Source organism: Marinobacter sp. UBA2498, from assembly GCF_002341575.1.
Classification (GTDB): Bacteria; Pseudomonadota; Gammaproteobacteria; order Pseudomonadales; family Oleiphilaceae; genus Marinobacter; species Marinobacter manganoxydans.
On record NZ_DDOI01000086.1, the window covers coordinates 29,369 to 49,889 of the forward strand.

A 20,521-nucleotide genomic window follows, 5' to 3' on the forward strand; every position below is an offset into this window, starting at 1 on the left:
CATGCCCTGGGATTTGTCGGGCGCATCAATCGGGATGAGTTGCAGAGGATCGATCCGGTCAACTACGCAGGCACCAACTACATCGGCAAGTCGGGCATTGAGCGGTTCTACGAGGAAATCCTCCACGGCCAGGTCGGCTACCAGCATGTCGAAACCAATGCCCGTGGCCGGACTCTCAGGGTTCTGGAACGTGAGAACCCGGTTCCCGGGGAGGATCTGCAACTGCATCTGGATCTCAGGCTGCAACAGCGTGCCCACGAGCTTCTTGATGGTCGTCGGGGCGCCATCATTGCCATAGAACCGGATACCGGCGGCATTCTCGCGCTGGCCAGCGTGCCGGGGTTTGACGCCAACAAATTCGTCACCGGTATCAGCGTCAACGATTATCGGGAATTGAGCGACAGCAAAGACAAGCCCCTGTTCAACCGTGCCTTGCGCGGTCAGTACCCGCCAGGCTCAACGCTCAAGCCCATGCTTGCGGTCGCGGCCCTCGACAGTGGCGCGACCACCCGGGATTACACCATCTGGGATCCGGGGCATTTCCGGCTGAATCAGGGTGGCCGGGTCTGGCGCGACTGGAAGCGGACGGGGCACGGCTGGGTCGATCTCAAGGACGCTGTGGCCGAATCCTGTGACGTCTACTTCTACGAGGCGGCGGTCGAAATGGGCGTGGATACCATGCACAGCTACCTGTCTCATTTTGGCTTCGGGGAAGACGCGACGCTTGATGTCTCCGGGGCCCTGAGCGGCTTGCTTCCTTCCAGAGACTGGAAAAGGGCAGTGCGCAATGAACCCTGGTATCCGGGAGATTCCGTGAACCTGGGTATCGGCCAGGGCTTCATGTTGGCAACACCGTTGCAACTGGCGACAGCGACCGCCCTAATCGCCAATCGAGGCGAGTGGGTCGAGCCGAGGTTACTGAAAGATATCAAGGGGGATCGCCCGGTCGAGGAGTTCTTACCCGCCGAAACCCACGAGCCGCTCAAGTTGAAGAACCCGGACGACTGGGAGTATGTGGTGGAAACCATGGTTGAAGTCATGCACGGAGCGAAGGGTACTGCCCGGGGTGCTGGCCGTGGTGCCCCCTACAAGATGGCAGGCAAGACAGGAACTGCCCAGGTCTTCAGTCTGGCCGAGGATGAAGAATACGATGAGGAAGAAATCCGTGAGCGGCTTCGGGATCATGCGCTTTTCGTGGGTTTTGCGCCGGTAGATAACCCGAAAATTGCCGTCGCCGTTATTGTCGAGAACGGCGGCAGCGGCAGTGGCACCGCGGCACCGGTCGCGCGGGCGCTGTTTGACTCCTGGTTGCTGGATTATGGCCAGGGGGATAGCGCATTGGTCAGTGGTGTCGGCGAGGTGGCTGACTGATGGCGTTCAAGGCGTTACTGGATTCAACCGCAAGCAACCCTCTTGGCCGGCACCGGAGCATCTGGACAGCGCTGCATCTGGATCCAATCCTGTTGCTGCTGTTACTCCTGCTGGTTTCCGGCGGGCTGTTCGTACTCTACAGCGGTGCCGACCGGAACCTTGAGGTCGTCAAGGCCCAGGGCATCCGGCTGGGCGTGGCGTTTGTCGTGATGCTGGTATTTGCCCAGCTGGATCCCTCGGTGTTTCGCCGTTGGGCGCCGTGGCTCTACGGCGCCGGTATTGTGGCCCTGATTGCGGTTCTGCTGGTGGGCGTTGGTGCCAAGGGTGCGCAACGATGGCTGGCTATTCCGGGACTTCCGCGTTTCCAGCCATCGGAATTGATGAAGCTGGTGGTTCCCATGATGGCGGCCTGGTATCTGTCCAGGCATTTCCTGCCGCCCAGATTCCGGCATGTGACCGTCGGGCTGGCGATCGTTCTGGTGCCCATGGTCATGATCATGCAGCAGCCGGACCTGGGGACCTCGCTGCTGGTCGGCATGGCCGGTATCTTCGTGGTGTTTTTTGCGGGCATCAGCTGGAAACTGATCACGGCGTTCGTGGCCATGGTGTCCGTTTCGGCCCCGCTGATGTGGTTCTTCGTCATGAGGGAATACCAGAAACAGCGTGTGCTGACGCTTCTGGACCCTCAGAGTGACCCCCTTGGCGCCGGCTGGAACATCATCCAGTCCAAGACCGCCATCGGTTCCGGTGGCGTGGATGGCAAGGGCTGGCTTCAGGGAACCCAGTCGCACCTGGAGTTTCTGCCAGAGAGCCATACCGACTTCATCGTTGCAGTGCTGGCTGAAGAGTTCGGGTTCGTGGGCATGCTGATCCTGATGACGGTGTATTTCCTGATCATACTGCGGTGTCTGTATATTGCCGCGACGGCCCAGGATTCATTCAGCCGCCTTCTCGCGGGTGCGCTCACCATGACGTTCTTCATCTACATCTTCGTAAATGTCGGGATGGTAAGTGGACTTTTGCCAATCGTTGGTGTGCCATTGCCCCTGATCAGCTACGGTGGGACATCGGGGGTCACCCTGATGGCAGCCTTTGGTGTTTTGATGTCGATTCATACCCATCGGCGAATGATTGGCGCCTGATTCGGTCAATCAAACCATGGCCACAGGGTAATGGTGATTCCGTCGGAGAACCCGTTACAATGAAGGCTGGACCACCTGGAACCTGATACCGGTGGCCAGTGTAGTCAAGAGGAATTCCGGACAGTGAACTGCAAGCCCTCATTCTCCCTCCTGCTGTCGGTGGTTGTGTCGCTGATACTCGGCGGCTGCGCGTCGGCCCCGGAAACGGACCATTCGTCCCGCTATACCCTGGCAACCGACAGGGCCCCTTCGGGTAACTTCGATGTGTCCGGTCTTGACGATGCGGTTCCGGTTTACGAGGCCCCCAGGAGGGCGGGCAATAAATCGCCCTACCAGGTCTGGGGCAAGCAGTACCACGTGCTCGACAGCAACGACGGTTATGTCGCCCGGGGTACGGCGAGCTGGTACGGCGAGAAATTTCATGGCCACAAGACCTCCAACGGCGAAACCTTTAACATGTACACCATGTCCGCCGCGCACAAATCCCTGCGGATCCCCGGCTATGCACGTGTAACGAACCTTGATAACGGTCGCTCGGTGATTGTCCGTGTCAACGACCGCGGTCCCTTTCACAGCGACAGGATCATCGACCTGTCATACGCCGCTGCCAAGAAGCTGGGGTACCAGGCCAGGGGCACGGCCCGTGTGGAGGTGGCTGCCATCACCGTCAGGCCGGATGGCGCCATGTTCATTGCCGGCGAGCCTTATTCCCCGGGAGATCCGGCCGGATACGCTGAAAGCCGGGTGGAGGCAAGCGGCGACATGGCCATGACCAACCGGTCATTGTTTGTGCAGCTGGGGTCCTTCAGCAGCCGGGATCCGGCTGAAAAACTGCTCAGCCAGGTGAGGGCGGTGCTGGAGAACCCGATGCGCGTTCGGGCAGTGGATACCTCCGCGGGGCGCTTCCATCGGGTCCAGGTGGGCCCCTTCAATGACGAAGACAGCGCCAGGCGTACCCAAAGCCTGCTGGAAGCCCGTGGTTTCGATCAGTCCATCCTACTGACCGATACGCACTGAATAAGCCGAACACGACATATTTAAAAAAATACACTTAACGACGAATGAATGGACCCATGGCCTTAAACTCTGCTTTTCGAACTCTCTCCGTTGTCCTTGTGCTGATGCTTGCCCTGACAGGCAAGGCAATGTCCCAGTCGGTGCTGATTCCGTCGCCGCCGCAGATTGCCGGCAGCTCCTACGTGTTGATGGATCCCAAGAGCGGACGGATCATCATGGAGGAGAATAGCCACGAGCGTTTGCCTCCGGCCAGTCTGACCAAAATGATGACGGCCTATATTGTCGAGCGTGAGCTTGATGAGGGCCGCATTGCCATGTCCGACATGGTTCCCATCAGCGTCAATGCCTGGAAGACCGAAGGTTCGCGCACCTTCGTTCGGGAAGGCACCCAGGTTTCGGTCGAAGATCTGCTCAGGGGGGTCATCATTCAGTCGGGCAACGACGCCTCTGTTGCCCTGGCGGAATTCGTTGCAGGCAGTGAAGGAGCCTTCGTTGACATCATGAACCAGCAGGCCCAGCTGCTGGGAATGAAAGACACCAATTTTGTGAACGCGACCGGCCTGCCCTCGCCGGAGCATTTCTCAACAGCGTATGACCTGGCGATGCTGGCCCGCGCGATCATCAACGATTACCCGGAGAACTATCCGCTCTACGCTGAAAAACATTTCACCTACAACAACATTCGCCAGCCGAACCGGAACAGTCTGCTCTGGCGCGATGACAGTGTCGACGGCCTGAAAACAGGCCATACCGAGGAGGCGGGTTATTGCCTTGTTGCCTCTGCCAAACGCAACGACACCCGTTTTATTGCCGTGGTTATGGGCACTAACAGTTCAGAAGCACGGGCCCAGGAAATCCAGAAAATGCTGAACTACGGCTTCCGCTACTATGAGAGCGAACGCCTGTTCCGGTCGGGCCAGGAGCTCATCGAAGCCCGTGTCTGGGGCGGTCAGGCTGATCAGCTCTCCGTTGGCATGACCGAGGATGTCTACGTGACCATTCCACGGGGTTCACGAAACGATCTGGAATCGACGGTCGACCTTGATTCTGTGATCAAGGCACCCATTAAAGTTGGGGACGAGCTGGGACGGGTCAAGGTCTCCTATAACGGCGAGGTACTGGTTGATCAGCCGGTGTTGGCCCTGACCGAGGTTCCCGAAGGTGGCTTTTTCAAACGCATCTGGGACGCCATCAAGCTCTTTTTCGTTCAGTTATTTCAGTAAGGTAATGTTGATCCCGGGGAGTAAAACGGCATGAGTGAGCCGAAAGCACCAAAAATTGAGTTTCCTTGCGACTATGTGATCAAGGTGATTGGCAATGCGGCTCCGGATTTCACCGAGTTCGTGGTCGAGGTTGTGGAGCAGCATGCCCCCGGAATCAGCGAGACCGACATCACCGTTAACGACAGCAGCAAAGGCCGTTTTTCCTCGGTTCAACTGAAGATTGTGGCCACGGGTGAAGCGCAACTAAAGGCCCTGTTCGAGGATCTCAAGGCCAGTGGCCGCGTACACATGGTGCTCTGAGCCCGATGCCTGACCTGATTGTCCGATCCCTTGGTGAGCAGCCCTATCTGGAAACCTGGGAGGCCATGAAAGCCTTCACCGCTGACCGCGATGACAGTGTGGCGGATGAACTCTGGTGTTTGCAGCATCCGCGGGTTTATACCCAGGGCCAGGCGGGGAAGGCCGAACATATTCTTGCCCCGGGCGACATCCCGGTGATCCCGGTGGATCGGGGCGGGCAGGTGACCTACCACGGTCCCGGCCAGCTCGTGATTTACCTGATGATCAATCTGACTCGCAAAAAACTTGGTGTACGGTCTCTGGTGGACGAGATCGAACAGGCCATCGTCCGTACGCTTGCAGGAATGGGCGTTGAGGCCGCTCCGAGACCGGACGCCCCGGGCGTTTACGTGGGCGACGCCAAGATTGCCTCGCTCGGACTGAGGGTTCGCCGGGGTTGTTCCTTTCATGGCCTGGCGCTGAATGTGGATATGGACATGGAGCCTTTTCAGCGCATAAACCCCTGCGGCTATGCCGGAATGGCCATGTGTCAGGTTCGCGACTTTGTTCCCGGTGTGACACTGGCTGACGTGCAGCAGCGGTTGTCGCAGCAGCTGGTCAGTGGCCTGGCTCACCACGATGTCGATTTCCGCGAGGGCTGGTAGCTCAGGCCGCGGCTTCATTCTCGTAACCGCATGCGCGGTTACGTCCCTCGGATTTCGCCCGATACAGGGCTTCGTCTGACCGCTGCAGCAGGCGATCAATGGATTCCGAGCCACGGATCGACGCCACCCCTACACTGATGGTTGCCTGAATCGGGCCCTGCTCCGTGCTCACGGATCTGGCGGCAAAAGCCTCACGAATCCGGTTTGCGGATGCCAGCGCCTCCCCGGTATTGGTTTCGGGCAGTAGAACCAGGTACTCCTCACCGCCCCATCGGGCCAGCGTATCAACTTTGCGGCATTGTTCCCGAAGGGTCCTGGCCACCAGAATGATCAATTCGTCACCCACATGGTGCCCGTAGTTGTCGTTAACGCTCTTGAACAGGTCAATGTCCATCAGCAGCACCGAAAAGGGCCGGGCATTGCGAAGATAGCGCTGATACTCGATGTCCAGTTGCTCAAGCGCTTCGCGGCGATTGGCCAGGCCGGTCAGGGCATCGTGCTTGGCGGCATACTCGAATTCCGCGGCCAGCTTCAGCAACCCCAGCTTGCTGCGTCGACGGCTCTGGTCAAGGATGTAACAGGTGACCATTTCAAAACCCAGCACCGCTATCATGGTGATTCTGAAACTGGTGCTGTGCGGCGGATCGAACAGGAAATCCCCCAGTGGGCTGAACAGGAAGATGACGGCGGCGAACCCGCCACAGCAGGCGAGCACCCCAACCCGGGATTCGCTGATGTAGAAAATGATGGGCGGGTAGGCAAACAACCAGATAATGGCGGAACCGTCCTCTACCGCGTTGATAGCCAGGTAGGTGAACAGCACCGTAATCAGGGTTATGAAGCCGCGACGCTGCAGGGTCTTGTTACCGAAGAGCAGGTAGCTCACAGAGTTGACGGCAAGAAGAACGGCGAAGCCAACCAGTAGTGGCGGCGTGATCGGGTCGTTCTGCAGGCTGGAGCGCCAGGCAAAGAAACAGAGCAGGGGCACGGCAACAGCGGTCAGCCAGTTGATCAGGATCGGGACAGGAATCTCGCCCTTGACCCGGAACTGCGACAGCTCCGTATCCGGCGTTTTTCTTGCGGATTGCGGCATTTTCAGATCTTGTTGTTGTGATAGTCGTTGTTGGACCTTACGTATCTAGAAATACTAGACCGGTTTCCCGGCGGAAACTGTGTCGAAACGTAAACGATCCGGTTGTGCAGATGTAAACCGGCAACGGGGCTGGCGCATTGGCCCCGTGGCCGCGGCAGGCCGGTCGACTCGGTTAGGTCAGCTCCCCTGACTATCCGTATAATGGTGTAAGCCGCCAAACGTGGTGAAATTCTCTGATCCGAACAGGTCACTATGTCTTCCAGACGTTCAGGAAATTCGGTTTCCCGCATCAAGACAGGCAGTTTCGAGCGCAGGCTGAGTCTGACCCGTGCCGGGTTGTTTGCCGGTACCCGTATGGCCTCACATATGGCAACCAACTGGTTCAGCACTCGGGAAAATCGGGAAAAACGTCACCGCGCCATGCTTTCGAGCCAGGCCCGGTTCCTGGTGGATGAACTGGGCAAGTTAAAGGGCAGCGTGGTCAAGATTGGCCAGGTTATGGCTCTGTACGGCGAGCATTTTTTGCCCGAGGAAGTCACCGAAGCGCTCCACACCCTGGAAGATCAGACCACTTCTCTGGAATGGCCGGCTATCGAGCGTGTGCTGAAAGACGAGCTGGGCGCGGAGCGTCTGGCGCAACTGGATGTAGAGCCCGAGCCTATTGGCGCTGCATCGCTGGGGCAGGTCCACCGGGCCTGGCGCCGCAGTGACGGCCTGGAGCTGGTGCTGAAGGTGCAATACCCGGGCGTTGCCGACGCGGTAGACAGCGACCTGAATGCTGTCGCCCAGTTGCTGCGAGTGGCCAGGCTGGTCAGTTTTGGCCCCGAGTTCAATGACTGGCTGGAGGAAGTCCGGCAGATGATGCATCGGGAGGTGGACTATCGCCTTGAGGCGAAGACCACCGAGAAATTCCGCAACATGCTGGCATCGGATCCGAGGTTCATTGTGCCCAGGGTCCTGCCGGAGTTTTCAACCGAGCACGTTATCTGTTCAACATACGAGCACGGGCATTCGGTCAGTTCCCAGTCGGTCAGGGACCTCCCGCTGGATCGTCGCAGTGCCCTTGGCAAGGCCGCCCTGGAGCTGTTTTTCCGGGAATTGTTCATCTGGGGCGAAATACAGACCGATCCTAACTTCGGCAACTACCGCATCCGGATTGCCGGGGAGGAAGGGGATGACCCGGGGTACGACCGTATCGTCCTCCTCGATTTCGGCGCCGTGCAGTCCTACTCGGACGAGTTTCTCAAACCGGTCATCCAGATGATCAAGGCATCCTACGAGAACGATCTCGATGCGGTAATCGATGGTGGCGTGAAGCTGCGTTTCATGAGCACCGAGTGGCCGGAGGAGGTACTGGAGAAGTTTGGCCAGGTCTGCATGTCGGTGCTTGAACCGCTCTCCAGCGACAAGGATTCCTGGCCAGACTATGCAGTAAACAGCCATGGCCAGTATCGTTGGAAGCAGAGTGAACTGCCGTCCCGGGTGGCGCGTCAGGCGGCCCGGTCGGCGATCAGTCGCTATTTCCGGGTGCCCCCGAAGGAGTTCGTGTTCCTTAACCGTAAACTGATCGGGGTCTACACATTCATTGCGGTTCTGAATTCCGAATTTAACGGCGAGCCGCTGCTTCGGAAATACCTCTACGGTGAAGGTGACGATGCACCGGACGCCTCCGCGACGAGCCAGAGCACAAAGGCGTAGCGGGCCCCCTTGCCAATTCCTACCAGTATCACAAAATTGAGCCACGGCACGCGCATGATCCCGCCAACCAGGGTCAGCGCGTCGCCGCCCAGAGGCAGCCAGCCCATCAGCAGAGACCATTGGCCATAACGGTTAAAGCGGTTCCTCGCCTTGTGCAATTGCATCTCGGTGATCGGAAACCAGCGTTTATGCTTAAAGCGATCTACCTGCCGGCCGATAACTCCATTAACGACCGAGCCCAGCGTGTTACCCAGTGTTGCCCAGAACCACAGCCACCACCAGGAGTAACCCTGTGTTATCAGCGTGCCCAGCAGAACTTCCGAGTAAGCGGGCAGCAGCGTGGCAGCGGCGAACGCGGTCAGAAATAGCGTCAGGTAGGCCACCGGCCCCTCCGTGCTCTAAAATAGAATGAACCCCCAACTCCCCGCAGGTCCGCCTTCACCATGAAACGGTTATCGCTCCGCTTCAAGCTCTACGCCCTCGTTGTGTCCCTGCTTCTGATAATGGGCATCAGTATCGTGGTGACTGCCCAGCTGTCTCTCGGAGCCATGGAGAAGAGGTTGAGTGTCGAGACCCGGGATACGGTGCAGGGCATTGTAATGGATCAGCTCAGCGCAACCGCTGGCAAGTTCGGCGAGCTGGTCAGTGGTCAGTTTGCAACTGCCTTTCGGACCCCGGAAGTCGTCCGCAATGTTATTACCCGCAATATTCAGTCCGACAGTTCCGGTCGAATCAGCAGGACGGCCCTGCAGGAGACTGTTGGCGCCGTGCTTGAGGAGCAGAAAAGTCTGAGCTCGATATACGCACAGTTCGAGCCGGATGGCTATGACGGGCAGGATCGCTATTTCACCGGTGGTGTTGAGGAGCACAGCAGCGACGAGGGCACCCTGGAAATCTATTACTACCGGGATCCGGAGGGCAAGGTTCACTTCAGCCGCACCGAGGACCCGGCTACGAAGTATCTGGATAGCCTGAACGAATTCGGGATTCGGGAAGCCGAGTGGTATCTGTGCTCGCGGGACACCAGGGCACCCTGCATCATGGAGCCCTATGATTACGAAATCAGTGAGGGCTATTCCGAGCTGATGACCAGCCTGGTGGTTCCGATTCTGGACGACGGAGCATTCGCCGGCGTGGTGGGCGTCGATATCAATCTCTCGACACTGCAAAGAACCATTTCTGGTGTCAGCAAGGAACTGTTTGACGGCAAGTCCAGGGTCACGCTGATCAGCGAGCAGGGTCTTATCGCGGCATCCAGTCATTATGAGGCTCATCTTGGTCGGCCCCTCCGGGAGGCGTTGCCGGAGCATGGCGATACCTTCTCGGGACTGCATCAGGGTGGGGGGACCTTCGATGACGGCCAGACCCTGGCCGTGGCCTATCCCGTCAAAATCAGTCTGCCCGATGCCGAGTGGTCGTTGTTGATTGAACTGCCAAGAGATGCCGCGCTTGCCAGCGTTTCCGAAATCACGGGCCTGCTGTCAGACGAAGTGGCCGCGACCGCGACCCGCCAGACCCTGGTAGGCATCGGTGTCGTGGTTCTTGCTGTTGTCGCCCTCGTTCTCCTGGTCCGCTCGGTGACCCGCCCGCTGGATGAGATCCGGGATCGCATGAAGAACCTGGCCAGTGCCGAAGGGGACCTTACCCGTGAGCTGGAAATCGACACCCACGCCGAGCTGATCGAGCTGGCTGGCGGATTCAACGCCTTCCTGGCGAGGCTGAGAGAGATGATCAACGACCTGAAGGATGTAAACGCCAAGGTCCGCGAACAGGCCAGGGATGTCGGAAGTATTGCGGTTGAGACCGATGAGCAGACCGGCAGGCAACATCAGGACATCGACAGCGTGGTGACCGCCATGAATGAAATGTCTGTCGCTGCCGGTGAGGTCGCGGGATTTGCCGGTGAGGCGGCGGACAACGCGCGGATGGCCCAGGACGGCATCCGCTTTACCCAGGACACCTTGTCGTCCGCAGTCAACGGCGTGAGCGCGGTGGCCAATGACATGGGCGAGGCCAGCACTGCGATCGGCCAGGTGGCCAATCGCAGTGAGGACATCAACCGGATCCTGGATGTCATCCGTGGCGTCGCAGAACAGACCAACCTGCTGGCGCTTAACGCCGCCATCGAGGCGGCAAGGGCCGGTGAGCAGGGGCGCGGCTTTGCCGTTGTCGCCGATGAGGTCCGAACCCTTGCCTCCCGGACGCGGGAATCTACCGATGAAATCAGCACCATGATCGACGGTCTGAAGCAGGATGTGAACGGGGCGGTTTCGGTGATCCAGAGCGGTGTTGATCGCGCCACCTCGGCGGTGGATGGCACCCAGGAGGCGGCCCATTCCCTGGCCACGGTTGTCGAGCGGATCGGAACCATTGTCGAACACGTGACCCAGGTGGCGACCGCAGCGGAAGAGCAAAGCTCGGTGAGCGAGGAAATCAATCGCAACCTCACTCATATCGGTGACGCCGCCAACGATCTCCGGGAACTTGCTGGTCGCGTCAAAGGCAGTGGTCAGGCCCTGGACAATGAAGTGCAGGTTCTGGAGCGGGAGCTCGGTCGCCTGAGGACATGATGGGCGGCTACTATGGTGGCGATTCAAAGCATCAATTTTAAATTAGCGTGCGCCGTGCCATCATTCAGCCATAGCATTGCAGTCCCGAAACATACAGCCAGAGACTTTAGGGAGGTGTTTATGGAGCAGGTCACGATCTATGGCCGCTCGAGTTGTGGTTTCTGCGTGCAGGCAAAGCGTCTGTGTGAGGCCAGGAACATTCCCTACGTCTGGGTCGATATGATCGAGAAGGGCATGAGCAAGCAGGATATCGCGGACAAGATTGGCCGGCCGGTTTATACCGTGCCGCAGATTCTGGTGGGCAACCAGTACGTGGGTGGGTTTGATCAGTTCTACGCCTACATGCGCGACCAGCAATCGGAGCTGGCCCGCTAACCATCTGCGTGTAGTGCCTGAACAATGAAAAAGCCTGACAGAGCTACTCTGTCAGGCTTTTTTGCTTTCCGGTACGCTGTTCGTTCGGTTACAGCTGGAACTCGGTCTTCAGTTTCTTCTCGGTCAGCGTGTTCTGGAGTTTGGCAACACGCGGCAGGCCGTTATCGAATGGCGGGAAACTCTCACCGGCAATCAGAGGTTCCAGGTAGTCCCGGCAGTCCTGGGTGATACCAAAGCCATCGTCGGTGATGAAGTGGATCGGCATCTTTTTCTCCTGGTTTGCCACTTCGCTCAGCGGGGCCTCACCGATCTTCCAGACGTAAGGTTTGCCCTGTTCGCGGACGATCGTGGGCATCAGAGCCTGCTTGCCGTCGAGTGCCATTTCCACGGCGGCCTTGCCAACCGCATAGGCCTGCTCCACGTCGGTGGCGGAGGCAATGTGGCGGGCACTGCGCTGGAGGTAGTCGGCAACGGCCCAGTGGTATTTATGGCCCAGGGCCTGCTTGACCATATTGGCCAGGGCCGGAGCAACACCGCCCAGCTGGGTGTGGCCAAACGCGTCCTTGGCTCCGGCGTCCGCCAGGAAGCGACCATCTTCGTACTGGGCACCTTCGGAGGCCACGACTACACAGTAGCCATACTCTTTCACGCAATGATCCACGCGCTCAAGGAACGCGTCGCGATTAAACGGGATTTCCGGGAACAGGATGACGTGGGGCGGTTCGCCCTCGCCCTGTCCGGCCAGGCCGCCGGATGCGGCAATCCAGCCGGCGTGGCGACCCATGACTTCCAGGATGAACACCTTGGTGGAAGTTTCGCACATGGACTTGATGTCCAGGCTGGCTTCCAGGGTGGACGTGGCAATGTATTTGGCAACCGAACCGAAGCCCGGGCAGCAGTCGGTGAACGGCAGATCGTTGTCCACGGTCTTGGGCACGCCGATGCAGGTAATTGGGTAGCCCATCTTGTCGGCGATCTGGGAAACCTTGTAGGCGGTGTCCTGTGAATCCCCACCGCCGTTGTAGAAGAAGTAGCCAATGTCGTGGGCCCGGAACACCTCGATCAGGCGTTCGTACTCGCGCCGGTTCTCGGAAATGTTCTTGAGCTTGTGACGGCAGGAGCCGAAGGCGCCGCCCGGGGTGTGAATCAGTGCCTGGATGGCATCGTCGCTTTCGAGGCTGGTATCAATCAGTTCTTCCTTCAGCGCCCCGATAATGCCGTTGCGTCCGGCAAACACCTTGCCGATTTTGTCCGGATGCTTGCGGGCGGTCTGGATGACGCCACAGGCACTGGCATTGATGACGGCGGTGACACCGCCGGACTGAGCGTAGAATGCATTCTTGATGGCCATCTCGGGCTGGAGCCTCCTGCTGGTTCGACAATGGCGCAGATGATACGCCAATCGACGGCAATTTTCATGAGCAGGATTGCGGATAGCGTGGCTCTTGACGGGGTGGGGCGGATACGGGAGGCTTGTCGGGTTTCAACTCAGAGGGCAGTTGCCGAATGCACATTCATATCCTGGGAATCTGTGGCACTTTCATGGGCAGCCTGGCCGTTCTGGCCCGGGAACTCGGCCATACGGTGACAGGCTCCGATCAGGGTGTTTATCCACCCATGAGCACCCAGCTGGAGGCTCAGGGTATCAGTCTGATGGAAGGGTTTAGCCCGGATCACCTGGAGCCGAAACCCGATCTGGTGCTCATCGGTAACGCCATGTCCCGCGGCAATCCGGAAGTCGAAGCGGTGCTCAACCGCAATATCGACTACATGTCCGGGCCCGAGTGGCTGAGCCGCGAGGTGCTCAGGCACCGTTGGGTCATGGCGGTAGCCGGTACCCACGGCAAGACCACAACCACGTCCATGCTGCTATGGATCCTGGATCAGGCCGGGTTTGAACCGGGATACCTGGTTGGCGGTGTTCCCCGGGACTTTCCCGTGTCGGCGCGTCTGGGCAACAGCGACTTTTTTGTAATCGAAGCAGACGAGTACGACAGCGCCTTTTTCGACAAGCGCTCCAAGTTCGTCCATTACCGCCCCCATACCCTGATCCTGAATAATCTGGAATTTGATCACGCCGATATCTTTGAAAACGTCGAGGCCATCGAGCGGCAGTTCCATCATCTGGTCCGGACCGTCCCTTCCCAGGGCCTGATTATCCGTCCCGCGGTGGATGGCCACCTGGACAATGCCCTGGCACTGGGCTGTTGGAGCCCGGTTCAGGACACCGCGATTGGCAGCGAGACCCCGCGCATGTCGGACTGGCGGGCCGAGCTGCTATCGGAGGATGGCAGCCGGTTTCTGGTGATTCACCACGAACAGCCGGTGGCAACGCTGAAGTGGGATCAGACCGGTCTTCATAACGTCCGCAATGCTCTTTCTGCCATTGCTGCCGCACGTCACGTGGGCGTCACCCCAGACCATGCGGTGGCCGCCCTGTGCCGGTTCTCCGGCGTCAAACGGCGGATGGAGTTGCTGGCGGACATAGACGGGGTGCGCGTATACGACGACTTTGCCCACCATCCCACGGCCATTGCCACCACCCTTGAGGGCCTGCGCAACCGGGTTGGTGAGGAACCGATTCTGGCTTTGATTGAACCGCGCTCAAATACCATGAAGCAGGGTGTCCATCAGCAGACACTGCTGCCCAGCGCCGAGGCGGCCGACCGGGTTTTGTGGGCCAACCTGAATGACATGGACTGGCTGCTGGCCCTGATTTCCAGTTGGCAGCAAGACAATGCCGGGTCTGATTTGCACCGGATTGAGGTCTCTGTGGAGAATCTGATCGCCCGGGTACTGGAAGATCTGCCCAGCCCCTGCCACATTGTGATCATGAGCAACGGAGGGTTTGGCGGCATTCACGGTAAACTCATTGCCGAACTTGAGCGTATTCGTGGCTGATCCGGCAATGCCGGCGACTCTGTTTTACTGACTGGTGGCGCTATCCATGACCAATGACCAAGCCCGGGTATCTACCGTTAATCTGGCGTTCACGGGTGCTTCGGGCGCCCAGTACGGATTGCGGCTGTTGCGGTGCCTGGTGTCGGCCGGTTGCCGGGTGAACGTGATGATCAGCCGTGCTGCCCAGGTGGTCATTGCCACGGAAACCGACCTGAAGCTGCCGGGAACGCCGCCCGCCATGCAGGATACACTGTCTGCCTACGCCAGTGCCGAGCCCGGCCAGGTCCTGGTGTTTGGCCGGGAAGACTGGTTTGCACCGCCGGCCTCCGGCTCTGGTGAAAGGGCCCCTTTGGTGATTTGCCCCTGCAGCACCGGCACGCTCTCGGCCCTGGCGACCGGGGCCAGCAACAACCTGATAGAGCGGGCCGGTGATGTTGCCCTGAAAGAGCGGCGCCCCCTCATCCTCGTGCCCCGGGAGGCGCCTTTCTCGGAGGTGCACCTGGAGAACATGCTGAAGCTGACCCGCATGGGGGCAGTGATCATGCCGGCCAGCCCCGGGTTCTATCACAAGCCGCAATCCGTCGGGGATCTGGTGGACTTTATTGTCGCCCGCATCCTTGACCATCTGAACCTTCCCCAGGACCTGATGCCCCGCTGGGGCGAAGCCCGCGCCGGGAACAAGCCCAAGGGCTGAGGCGGCTTAGGGCGATGGTTTTGGCCAGCCCGATTGATGCTTTTCATCATTGAGCAAACGGACCTCCGGGCCGAGACTTGGTGAACGACAATCACAACACAGGTTATTCACCGAGGTTCACCATGATTCCACGCACTCTCTTCGACGCCGATCTTGAAGGCTTCCGCGATTCTGTCCGCAAGTTTCTTGAGCAGGAAGCCGTGCCTTACCATGACCAGTGGGAGAAGGACGGCCAGGTCAGCCGTGAGCTCTGGCAGAAGGCCGGCGAGCTGGGCTTTCTCTGCCCGTGCCTGCCGGAAGAATTCGGCGGCGTGGGCGCGGACTTCCGCTACAGTGCGGTGTTGATTGAGGAGGTGGCGAGAGCCGGCCTGACCGGTATTGGCTGGGGCCTGCACTCGGACATCGTTGCGCCCTACGTGCTCAACTATGGCTCCGATGAGCTGAAAAACCATTACCTGCCCAAACTGGCCAGCGGTGAGATGATTGGAGCCATTGCCATGACCGAGCCAGGCGCCGGCTCGGATCTGCAGGGCGTTAAAACCACAGCAGTCAAAAACGGCGATCACTACGTTCTCAATGGCTCCAAAACCTTCATCACCAATGGCCAACTGGCCGACGTGGTCATTGTTGTCGCCAAAACCGATCCCAGGGAAGGTGCCAAGGGCATCAGCCTGTTCATGGTGGAAGCCGGGTGGGAAGGTTTCGAAAAAGGCCAGAACCTCAACAAGGTGGGCATGAAGGCCCAGGACACCTCCGAACTCTTTTTCCAGGATGTGAAAGTGCCTGCGAAGAACCTGATCGGCCCGGGCGAAGGCCAGGGTTTTTTTCAGTTGATGCAGGAGCTCGCGGCAGAGCGTCTGCAGGTGGCTCTCAGTGCCGTTGCGGCAGCCGAGGCGGCCTGGCAATGGACCCTGGATTACGTGAAAGAGCGCAATGCCTTTGGCAAGCCGGTGATCGCGTTCCAGAACACCCGGTTCAAGATGGCGGAAATGAAAGCGGAAATCACCGCTGCCAGGGTGTTCACGGATCGTTGCCTGGAACTGCACCTGGAGAAGAAGCTCGACACTCCGACGGCGGCGATGCTCAAACAGCTCACCACCGACCTGCAATGCAAGGTGATGGACGAGTGTGTCCAGCTTCACGGTGGCTACGGCTATATGTGGGAGTACCCGATTGCCCGCGCCTGGGCGGATTCAAGGGTGCAGCGCATCTACGCCGGCACCAACGAGATCATGAAGGAAATCGTTGCCCGTTCATTCTGAACCCTCGTCACGGGGGCTGGTCATAAGGGCAAGTGAGGGCAGTGCTGGCACTGCCCGTTTCCTTTGATCAGGAGAGGCACAGATGAAACAGCCGTTGTCGCGAGAAACCGTTTTCGAGGTGACCAACCTCGAAGAACTTGCACCGATGGCCGATTATTCGCTGATGGATCATCTTACCCCTGATCCTGACGCCACGTCTGATGGTGTTGACCATCGGCCAAGGCAGGTCTTTTCGGGGCATTATGTGCCGGTCAGGCCCACGGCCATCGAAACCCCTGAATACGTTGCCCACAGTGAGGATTTGTTCCGCGAACTGGGCTTTGCCGACAGCCTGGCCCAGTCCGACGACTTTATCCGGATGTTCTCCGGCGACCTCTCGCTTGTACCGGAGCCGATGCGAAAACTGGGCTGGGCCTCTGGCTACGCGCTTTCCATCTACGGCAACGAATACACCCAACAGTGCCCGTTTCAGACCGGCAACGGCTACGGAGACGGTCGTGCCATTTCGGTACTCGAAGCCGTTTTCAACGGTCGGCGCTGGGAAATGCAGCTCAAGGGTGGCGGGCAGACCCCGTATTGTCGCGGTGGCGATGGCCGCGCCGTTCTGCGTTCCAGCGTTCGTGAATTCCTGGCGCAAGAGCACATGCACGCCCTGGGTGTGCCAACCTCGCGATCACTGAGCCTCTATGTCTCGAAAACGGAGCGGGTGCGACGTCCCTGGTACTCCGAGGGCTCACATTCCCGGGATCCCGACCAGCTCGTTTCGGAGCCGGTTGCCATTTCCACCCGCGTTGCGCCTTCCTTCATCCGGGTTGGCCAGCTTGAACTCTTTGGTCGCAGGGCCAGAAAACAGGAGCACCCTCGAGCGATCGAAGAGCTCGAACAGCTGGTGCTGCACCTGATTGATCGGGAGTTCAGCGGGGTCATTGACCAGACGGTCGCAACTCCCACAAAAGTCGTCATGCTTGCACAGGCGTTCCGCGGCCGCCTTGCCTCGCTGGTCGCAAACTGGATCCGAGTCGGCTATTGCCAGGGCAATTTCAACAGCGACAACTGCGCCGCTGGCGGCTTCACACTGGACTACGGGCCTTTCGGCTTCTGCGAAGTGTTTGAGCCGTTTTATCAACCGTGGACCGGTGGCGGACAACACTTTGCCTTCCTTAATCAACCGGCGGCCGCTGAGCAGAACTTCAAGAGTTTCTGCTCGGCCCTCCGTCCACTGCTCAATGGCCATGAAGAGGAACTGGCTCAGCTCGATGAGATTCAGAAGGGTTTTTCGGAGGTGATGCAGGCGGAAATGGAACGGATGTGGTCAGCGAAACTGGGGCTGAAAGGTTTTGACGCCGAACTCTTCCGGGAGCTGATGATGCTGATGACCCGCACCCCGGTGGATTACACCATTTTCTTTCGTGAGCTGTCCTCGGTACCCGACGATATTGAGCCACTAAAGCAGAGCTTTTACAGGTCACTGGATGAAGCGGGAGGAGCTGATTCGGAAGGGCTGCTCAAGCGGTGGTCCGAATGGCTTGCCAAGTGGAAATGCCAGATTGGAATCGACGGAGCTGGCAACGGTTCCCGGCTCCGCGAGGAGCGCTCCCGGGACATGAAACTCGTGAACCCGAAATACACCATGCGCGAGTGGTTCGTGGTTCCGGCTTATCAGCAAGCTGCTGACGGTGATTATCTGCCACTGAGGGAACTGCAAAAAGTATTGAATCAACCCTATGACGAGCAATCGGATGGGGTTGAGCATCGCTACAACCGTCTAAAGCCTTTCGAGCTGTTCGATCTCGGCGGGTTTTCCCATTACAGCTGTTCGTCGTGACGAGTGTCCCGTCTGGTTACCAAACTTTACAAATTGCCAAACCTATCAAGGTCTCCGATCACCACATCCCCTAAAGTAGCGGCACAACCTCTAACAAGGATAAACGGTTGCCGCGATGAAACGCCTGATAGGTTTCTCTGTGTCTGTTCTTTCCCTCGCTCTGGCAGGTTGCGGCGAGGAATCCGATGAACTGCCCGTGGACGGGCGGGATTTTGATGGTGTGGAGTACAGTGAGCCGGCGCCCTATACCGGCAAGGTTATCGACGGATACCTGAACAACGCCCGGGTCTGGCTGGATATGGATGGCGACAGCCAGTTTACGCCGGGGCCCCTGGTCATCGAACTGGATAACGGGGCAGAAGTCACCCTTGCCTCGGGTGAGCCCACGGCAATGAGCGGAACCGGTGGCCGTTTCACAATCGACATCTCGGAGTTGGTTCTACCCCCTTCCGTGGGCCCGGACCTGGATCCCAGGGACTATCCGTTACATGCAGTCGCCCTGCCGGGTAAAACCCTTGAGGAAACACACAACGGCGAGGTGCCGGTGGCCAACGCCTATCTGATGTCGGCGCCTCCCGGTGTCCGCAATATCACGCCACTGACAACACTGGCCCGTTACCGGGGCGTTGTCGGGCTGGGTTCGTTTCTGGAAACGCCATCTGGCGTTCCTGCCAGCCTGGCGGACCTGAATCTGGTGCGGGATTACATTCTCGCCCAGGATGACCGCTCACACGCCTACGCCAGGGCATTGGCAAGATTCATGGCCAGTCAGATCCCCGAGGCCTACAACGATCTGCTGGCAGCAGAGAACAGTGACGGCACGGAGCGATTCCTGAGCAGGGAAGCGGCGTTTCTGCTGGGCGTCTCTCTGATTCAGAATGCCGCGGACGTTATTGCGGTGGTCGATACTGCTGCTCAGGGTGACTTTGCCAATGTCGATGCCGAAACCTTGACCCTGCCCGAAGTGGATGTGGAATTGAGCGATCCCGTGCTGCTCACCGGCCAGAAGGTATACGCCGAGCCTTCCAACCAGGACACCCTGCCTGCCAATCGTTCAGGCCTGCAGATCTCCGCCGAGCTGGCCTTCGATTACAGTGAGAGCGGGCGTCTGCTATCCGTCTCGGCGAATGGCTGTCTGTCACCGTCCATGCCGGAGTTGGCGCGCCTGATTGGTGTAAATGGTTATATGGCGAAGCTGCACACCCAGTGGCTACCCTCTGCCGCACTGTCGGAGCAGAGCCGCTTGAATTTCGATGAAGACGGAACGGATGAACGTCTGATTTTCGACTGGGACAACCGCCGTGCCTATTTCGAAACCAGTACCACCTGCCATCAGTATCGCGGGATTTCAGCAGGCTCGACTGAGCTCGGCGGTAACCCCGAGGTAACCTACAGCTGGACAAAGGACAGTGGTGAGCTGGCCGAGCTGGTTGCAGAGTATGGCACCGGCAAGACCCGCACGCTGGTTCCGGACATGGCGAATTCGTCTTCTGTATTTCCGGGTTATCGGCTTTCAGAGCAGGGCAGTGAGGTGGAGGCCGTGACGTTTGCGGTCGGCATCAGTAACTGTACCCCGCAAGAGGATGCCGTGGACGCGAATCAGGTTGTCACTGGCGTTCAGCCTTACCAGTTTTCGGGCTACGACCCTCAGTCCGGGGGTTTTACCGATACCGTCCTGGAATTCGACCGCAGGGAGTTTTCCGGCCCGGAGCAACCGGATCTTCGACTGCTGCGATACGGATTCCTTGATCCCGATCGTCTTGGGCTAGACAGGGTAACCGGGGATGGCAGTTTCGAGTGGGTGATGAATTACCCGACAGCAGGCGGGCCGGGCTTCGTTGCTGAACAACCGAATCTTATTCGTGATGCCTACCTGACACGATACAGTGCGGGCGGTGACTGTGGCCGCGAGTTCGAGGGCATTCCCAGCTCCGCGTATGCGCGGGTGGAGTATAGCTACCAGCGTTTGTCTGAGTATCTGGTTGAACTGCTGGAATAGGGACTATTGAGCCGGATTCTTTTCTGGCTGCAGGGAGCGCGTGCAAGGGAGTTACAGGAGTTGGCTGTGCTTCAAAGGGAATTAACATGTGGCCGGTTGGCCAATTTGCCACTTCCTGAGGGAGGAAATGGTGCCGAGGAGAGGACTTGAACCTCCACGGGGTTGCCCCCACTAGCACCTGAAGCTAGCGTGTCTACCAATTTCACCACCTCGGCAGGTGATTTGCAGAACCTTAGCTTGTTGAAAACTAAACGTTTCTGCCAACGTTGAGGTGTGTGCCTCAACCGATGGCGCGTACTCTAATAATTCCGGCCTGGGCTGTCAAACATTTTTTCGCAAAAAGAATGGCAGGTATTTATGCCTATTCCGGGCAGGTTGATAGGCAGGACCTCCATCCCAACGTTATA

At 58.7% G+C, this 20,521-nt stretch carries 17 protein-coding genes and 1 tRNA gene; 14 read left to right on the forward strand and 4 right to left on the reverse strand.

The window, feature by feature from the left end:
• The 6 genes from mrdA to lipB all read left to right on the forward strand — a co-directional run.
• On the forward strand, positions 1-1,371 hold a 1,371-nt coding region (gene mrdA, locus B2W52_RS11925; RefSeq protein ID WP_286803220.1), incomplete at its 5' end, for a penicillin-binding protein 2.
• Complete coding sequence (gene rodA, locus B2W52_RS11930) at positions 1,371-2,513, forward strand: rod shape-determining protein RodA (RefSeq protein WP_008176427.1); 1,143 nt, start codon at positions 1,371-1,373, stop codon at positions 2,511-2,513. The genes mrdA and rodA, both read left to right, overlap by 1 nt.
• Positions 2,514-2,636: 123 nt before the next feature.
• Entirely contained in the window at positions 2,637-3,530 is an 894-nt protein-coding gene (locus B2W52_RS11935) for a septal ring lytic transglycosylase RlpA family protein (RefSeq protein ID WP_062785635.1), read from the forward strand.
• 56 nt (positions 3,531-3,586) lie between these two features.
• Positions 3,587-4,753: a D-alanyl-D-alanine carboxypeptidase family protein gene (locus B2W52_RS11940; RefSeq protein ID WP_041644971.1), complete on the forward strand. Its 1,167-nt coding sequence runs from the start codon at positions 3,587-3,589 to the stop codon at positions 4,751-4,753.
• 30 nt (positions 4,754-4,783) lie between these two features.
• On the forward strand, positions 4,784-5,053 hold the full coding sequence (locus B2W52_RS11945) for an HP0495 family protein (protein ID WP_008176421.1): 270 nt from the start codon (positions 4,784-4,786) through the stop codon (positions 5,051-5,053).
• Between the two features lie 5 nt (positions 5,054-5,058).
• Entirely contained in the window at positions 5,059-5,697 is a 639-nt protein-coding gene (gene lipB / locus B2W52_RS11950; RefSeq protein WP_286803222.1) for a lipoyl(octanoyl) transferase LipB, read from the forward strand.
• 1 nt (position 5,698) lies between these two features.
• Here the strand turns inward: lipB and B2W52_RS11955 are convergent, their stop codons facing one another.
• Positions 5,699-6,790, reverse strand: a complete 1,092-nt coding sequence (locus B2W52_RS11955; protein ID WP_286803223.1) for a GGDEF domain-containing protein — start codon at positions 6,788-6,790, stop codon at positions 5,699-5,701.
• A gap of 252 nt (positions 6,791-7,042) precedes the next feature.
• On the opposite strand from B2W52_RS11955, the gene B2W52_RS11960 reads away from it, so the two are divergent.
• The gene (locus B2W52_RS11960; RefSeq protein WP_286803225.1) at positions 7,043-8,488 is read left to right on the forward strand and encodes an ABC1 kinase family protein; all 1,446 of its coding nucleotides are present in this window, start codon (positions 7,043-7,045) and stop codon (positions 8,486-8,488) included.
• On the opposite strand, the gene B2W52_RS11965 is transcribed toward B2W52_RS11960, so the two are convergent.
• A complete protein-coding gene (locus B2W52_RS11965; protein ID WP_273070758.1) occupies positions 8,428-8,871 on the reverse strand; it encodes a YqaA family protein in 444 nt (147 codons plus the stop codon). The genes B2W52_RS11960 and B2W52_RS11965 overlap by 61 nt on opposite strands.
• Positions 8,872-8,931: 60 nt before the next feature.
• On the opposite strand from B2W52_RS11965, the gene B2W52_RS11970 reads away from it, so the two are divergent.
• Positions 8,932-11,058, forward strand: a complete 2,127-nt coding sequence (locus B2W52_RS11970; RefSeq protein WP_286803227.1) for a methyl-accepting chemotaxis protein — start codon at positions 8,932-8,934, stop codon at positions 11,056-11,058.
• A 120-nt stretch (positions 11,059-11,178) separates the two neighbouring features.
• Positions 11,179-11,433, forward strand: a complete 255-nt coding sequence (locus B2W52_RS11975) for a GrxA family glutaredoxin (RefSeq protein WP_008176407.1) — start codon at positions 11,179-11,181, stop codon at positions 11,431-11,433.
• Between the two features lie 88 nt (positions 11,434-11,521).
• Here B2W52_RS11975 and B2W52_RS11980 read toward each other — a convergent pair whose 3' ends face one another.
• Entirely contained in the window at positions 11,522-12,784 is a 1,263-nt protein-coding gene (locus B2W52_RS11980; RefSeq protein WP_008176405.1) for a 6-phosphofructokinase, read from the reverse strand.
• A gap of 155 nt (positions 12,785-12,939) precedes the next feature.
• On the opposite strand from B2W52_RS11980, the gene mpl reads away from it, so the two are divergent.
• The 5 genes from mpl to B2W52_RS12005 all read left to right on the forward strand — a co-directional run bounded on the left by mpl (position 12,940) and on the right by B2W52_RS12005 (position 20,114).
• Positions 12,940-14,334: a UDP-N-acetylmuramate:L-alanyl-gamma-D-glutamyl-meso-diaminopimelate ligase gene (mpl, locus tag B2W52_RS11985; protein ID WP_273018608.1), complete on the forward strand. Its 1,395-nt coding sequence runs from the start codon at positions 12,940-12,942 to the stop codon at positions 14,332-14,334.
• Positions 14,335-14,380: 46 nt separating this feature from the next.
• The gene (locus tag B2W52_RS11990) at positions 14,381-15,028 is read left to right on the forward strand and encodes a flavin prenyltransferase UbiX (RefSeq protein WP_273018607.1); all 648 of its coding nucleotides are present in this window, start codon (positions 14,381-14,383) and stop codon (positions 15,026-15,028) included.
• Between the two features lie 122 nt (positions 15,029-15,150).
• Entirely contained in the window at positions 15,151-16,290 is a 1,140-nt protein-coding gene (locus tag B2W52_RS11995; RefSeq protein WP_273018606.1) for an acyl-CoA dehydrogenase family protein, read from the forward strand.
• An 82-nt stretch (positions 16,291-16,372) separates the two neighbouring features.
• Positions 16,373-18,115 (forward strand): protein adenylyltransferase SelO, encoded by a 1,743-nt coding sequence (locus B2W52_RS12000; protein WP_286803230.1) that lies wholly within the window; start codon positions 16,373-16,375, stop codon positions 18,113-18,115.
• A 115-nt stretch (positions 18,116-18,230) separates the two neighbouring features.
• The gene (locus B2W52_RS12005; protein ID WP_286803232.1) at positions 18,231-20,114 is read left to right on the forward strand and encodes a hypothetical protein; all 1,884 of its coding nucleotides are present in this window, start codon (positions 18,231-18,233) and stop codon (positions 20,112-20,114) included.
• Positions 20,115-20,242: 128 nt separating this feature from the next.
• Here the strand turns inward: B2W52_RS12005 and B2W52_RS12010 are convergent.
• Positions 20,243-20,329 (reverse strand) — tRNA-Leu (locus B2W52_RS12010).
• Between the last annotated feature and the right edge of the window lie 192 nt (positions 20,330-20,521).